3 protein-coding genes are annotated in these 4,540 nt (G+C 51.5%); all 3 read right to left on the bottom strand.

Annotated elements, in window-relative coordinates:
* Nucleotides 1-17: 17 nt before the first annotated feature.
* Complete coding sequence (gene hisC, locus VEI96_06900) at nucleotides 18-1,088, bottom strand: histidinol-phosphate transaminase (protein HXX57712.1); 1,071 nt, start codon at nucleotides 1,086-1,088, stop codon at nucleotides 18-20.
* Complete coding sequence (pheA, locus tag VEI96_06895) at nucleotides 1,081-2,157, bottom strand: prephenate dehydratase (GenBank protein HXX57711.1); 1,077 nt, start codon at nucleotides 2,155-2,157, stop codon at nucleotides 1,081-1,083. Before pheA ends, hisC begins: the two co-directional genes overlap by 8 nt.
* Before the next feature lie 369 nt (nucleotides 2,158-2,526).
* Entirely contained in the window at nucleotides 2,527-3,807 is a 1,281-nt protein-coding gene (locus VEI96_06890) for a hypothetical protein (protein HXX57710.1), read from the bottom strand.
* Nucleotides 3,808-4,540: the final 733 nt, after the last annotated feature.

Below are 4,540 nucleotides of genomic sequence, written 5' to 3'. Positions count from 1 at the left end.
AAATGCCCGCTGCCGGATTACCGCATGACGCTCCCGAACGCTTCGATGAACCGTCTGTTTTCTTCGGGGAGTCCGATCGTCACCCTTATCGCATCCGGCCCCATCGGCCTCACGATGACTCCGGAACGAAGCAGCCTCTCGTAGAGGTCCATCGAGCCTTTCACCGGCATGTAAATGAAGTTTGCCTCTGTCGGCACGTACACAAGCCCGAGCCTCTCCAGCTCCCGATAGAGATAACGCTTCCCCTCATCGTTCATATTTCGGGATCGCGCAACGTGCTCCTCGTCGCGCAAGGCATGAAGAGCAGCCACTTGAGAGATCGAATTCGTGTTGAAAGGCGGCCTGAGTTTATTCATCTCGGTAATGATGTAGCCCTTCGCGATGCCGTAACCGATCCTCAGGCCCGCGAGTCCATATATCTTCGAGAAGGTCCTCAGGATGAGAATGTCCTTTCCCTTTCCGAACCATTTCATGCTGTCCGCATAGTCAGGGTCGGAGACATATTCATAGTATGCCTCATCGACAACCGTCAGAATCCCATCGGGCATCCCCTCCATCATCCGGTCGAATTCTTCTTTCTTGTTCATCGTGCCGGTCGGATTGTTCGGGTTCGCTATGAAGACCATCCTCGTCTTCTCCGTCACCGCATGCAACATAGCCGTGAGGTCATGGGTAAAATCCTTGAGAGGCACCTGCACCGCCTTTCCCCCCAGTGATTGAACCGCCATGGAATAAACAACAAAGGAGGGATGCGCCATGACAGCCTCATCGCCGGGCCTCATGAAAGTCCGAGCGGCGATATCGAGGAGTTCGTTCGAACCATTGCCGAGGATGATGCTGTCGGGGTTGACGGAGAGTTTTTCCGAGAGCGCGTTCCTGAGGTAGTATCCGCTCCCGTCGGGGTACCTGTTGAGATTCTTCGTCGCAGCGCTCAGCGCCGAGACGGCCAGAGGGGACGGCCCGATCGGGTTCTCGTTTGATGCGAGCTTCACGGAACCGCTGATCCCAAGTTCCCGTTCGAGCTCCTCGACCGGTTTGCCCGGCACATAGGGTTTCATCGCAGAGACATATTCAGGAGGATTAATCATTGAGTTCTCCTATCGGATAGGAGCCGAGTATTTTGAGATAGAGACAGTGCTCCTTCACACCGTCCAATACCCTTTTCACCTTCTTGTCATCCTTATGACCTACCATATCGACGAAGAATATGTATTCCCATGCCTTCCTCTTGGACGGCCTCGATTCGATCTTCGTAAGATTTATCTTCGCCTGCTTGAAGGGTTCAAGGATGCTGAAGAGAGCACCGGGCTTGTCTTTTATCGAGAACATTACCGATGTCTTGTCTCTTCCCGACTTCTTTGCCTGCTCCCTGCTGATAATGAGGAACCGGGTGTAGTTGTCCTTGAAATCCTCGATGGTATGCTCGACAAACCTGAGATCATAGAGCTTGGCCGCAACCTCGCTCGCGATCGCCGCAGAATCTTCGTGTCTGGAGGCGAGCTCAGCAGCCTTCGCCGTGCTCGTCGTTTCATGGACCGGTACGCCGGGCAGGTTCTGCTCCAGCCACCTGCGGCACTGCGCCGTTGCCTGGGGGTGAGAATAGATCTTTTTTATGTCAGACATCTCCCCCGTCATGGAGAGGAGATTATGGGATATCTTCAGCATGATCTCGCCCACGATCTTGAGGTCGTAATCCATAAACATGTCAAGGGTATAGCTGACCACGCCCTCGTTCGAATTCTCTATGGGAACGACGCCGAAATCCGACTTCCCGTAATGGACATATTCGAATACGTCTTTGATGCCCTCAACGGGCAGGACGCTCGCAGACGCCCCGAAATATTTCAGGGCCGCGAGATGGGTGAATGTCGCGAGGGGACCGAGACAGGCGACCTTAAGAGGTTCTTCCAGAGAGAGAGAGGCGGAAAGTATCTCCCTGAAGAATATTCTCAAGGCATCGTTCGGGAACGGACCTTTATTCTTTGAGGTGAGCCTGTCGAAAATCTCCTTCTCCCGCTCGGGAGAATAAAAATTCGCTTTCTCCTTCCTCTTGATCCGCCCTATCTCGAGTACAATTCTCGCCCGCTTGTTCAGAAGATCGAGCAGCTTGTCGTCAATCTTGTCGATCCCGTTTCTGAGTTTCTTCAGGTTTTCCATGGCTCAATGTCTCTGATGCCGGAATATCCGGTCCAGATACGGATACCTCCCCGAAATTTTTGAGGAAAGTATAGTATAGAAACTTTTTCTAATTTTTTCAAGGGGTTTTAGACTGTGCGCGCCGGAGAAGAAAGCATCACCGCAACTCCATCAAGAGTGCAAGCATAAATAAAATGTCTTATCGCTTTATGGCTCGTGATTCATCCAATCGACTTGGGACAAGGAACGGAAGGGAGTGCCCTTTCGCCAATTGAACAACAATCACTCGGCTTGGGGAAAGAAGACAACGGATCAAGAAAAAAGGCGAGACTTTTTGCCTCGCCCTTTGAACTTCAGGGATTCACGCACAATCACGAAAGGAATTGCGTTCTATTTGCCGATAAGCGCTTTTCCCAGTGACAACTGCATCTTCGTCAGCGCCTCTACTGCCATAAGCAACGCCTGCCTCCTTTCCTGTCTTATCGTGTTGTTCATTGGAACTCCGGCTACCAGGGTGCTTTCATAAAGCTCGACGGCCTGGAGAACCTCCGGCATGTTATCGCGAAGAGTAAGAAAGATCGGATCAGGTGGACCGACAGGCGGAATGTTTATTATTCCCCCGCCCGGGAGAATCCCGATACCTCCGCCGTCATTTCCGATTCCGAACAGAATCTCCACGTACAAAGAGAGATTCTGCAGAAAAGAAGGGGTGACGGTCGAAAAATTGAGCGCTATCCCGGATGCATAACTCAACTTGCCGCCGAGATTGCCGAGGCTAACCCCGTCTGTACCGTCCAGATTCGCCTGGCTTACTGTGTTATTGCCATTATTGGTGACATATATCTTGCCGCCGATCAGATCCAAGGCGATCCCCCATGGTCCGTTCAGAGTGTCGTTGAGGGTGCCGAGGCTTACCGCTCCGGTGCCGTCCAGATTAGCCCGGACTATCGTATTATCGCCATTGTTAGCTATGTACATCTTCCCGTTCGCTACATCCAATGCTATACCGTCAGGAAAGGAGAGTGTGTCATTGAGAGTGCCGAGGCTCACCCCTCCGGTGCCGTCCAGATTCGCCATGCTCAGAGTATTTTCGAAGACATTTGTCACATACATCTTGCTGTGGATTGTGTCCAATGCTATAGCCTGAGGAGAAGTGAGTGTGCCGTTGAGGTTGCCGAGGCTCACCCCTCCGCTGCCGTCCAGATTCGCCTGACTCACGGTATTGTAGTTGGAGCCGTTATTCGTTACATACAGCTTCCCGTTGGGTATGTCCAACGCTACGCCGCATACTGCATGCGAAGTGCCGTTGAGGTCGCCGAGATCTACCGCTCCCGTGCCGTTCAAATTCGCCTGAGTCAATGTGGTGAAAAAGGAGCCCACATACATCTTGCTGTGCACGCTATCGATCGCTATCGCGCATACGCCGCCGTCGGGAAACCCGTTCAAGTCGCCGAGGCCCACCGCTCCCGTGCCGTCCAGATTCGCCTGAACCACAGTATCGGCTCCAAGACCTATCACATACATCTTTCCCGCCGTAAGGGAAGAGGCGGTTGCGACCCCGACGTTAATCGCTAAGGAAACGGCGACGAACACGAGTATGGCTGCCCCCGCAATGCGTGTGCGTGCGATGATTCCCGCCATCGGAGTGTCGTTGAAAGTTAAAGGTTTCATTCTGAACACCTCCTTTAAAAAGAACTGCAAGTCTTTTCCGCGGCCTGCGGCTGCAATCCTTCCAAGCTCAAAGAAGCCTGTCGCCTGATAGGCCGCCCTTTCTCTTATCAAAACAGTACTAGAATTGTCCCATTTATTCAATTCAATAATTTTAATCAAGTTAATAAGAATCTCAAATGGACTTCATTGTTTTAGTTTGTTCGCCATCGAAGTACCTATTCATGAAACCCGGAGACCGTTTGTTTTCCAGAGAAAAACTCGACTCTGACAGCGACAGCCGGATTCTGAAACAAAAGGGAACAGGATCAGTTTCAATAACTCGAACTCGGCGCGGGGTCCGGGAAAAAGGTCTGCCATTGAGTGGTCTTTGAGAAGACCCGTAGCCACGCATTGAACTGACCGTTTTCCGGTCATGCTGTTCGAGTTTCGGCCACCAAACGCCTTTCTATTCCCGGCATCCCCAGCATTCTAGACATGAAAACCTTTTAAAATCAAATTGTTTTATGAAATATGAGTAATTTTGTCTTAATTCATCGATCTGGCATCAGTCTTGCCTCTAGATCCACAGAAGAACTCGGGGACTGCCCTGAAGGAGAGGAAATGGTAACGATCAAACAGAGGCCGAGGCGAGATGAAAGACTCGTAATGCGTTGTGCTATCGAATTTGTAGTGAACGGCCAGACTTTCATCGGCCTGTCGAGCAATATTTCTCTCGGCGGACTCTTCATAAGGT

Source organism: Thermodesulfovibrionales bacterium (assembly GCA_035622735.1).
Lineage (GTDB): Bacteria > Nitrospirota > Thermodesulfovibrionia > Thermodesulfovibrionales > UBA9159 > DASPUT01.
The sequence above is the reverse complement of the archived record's forward strand: the minus strand, read 5'-3'. Positions and strand labels throughout refer to the sequence as shown.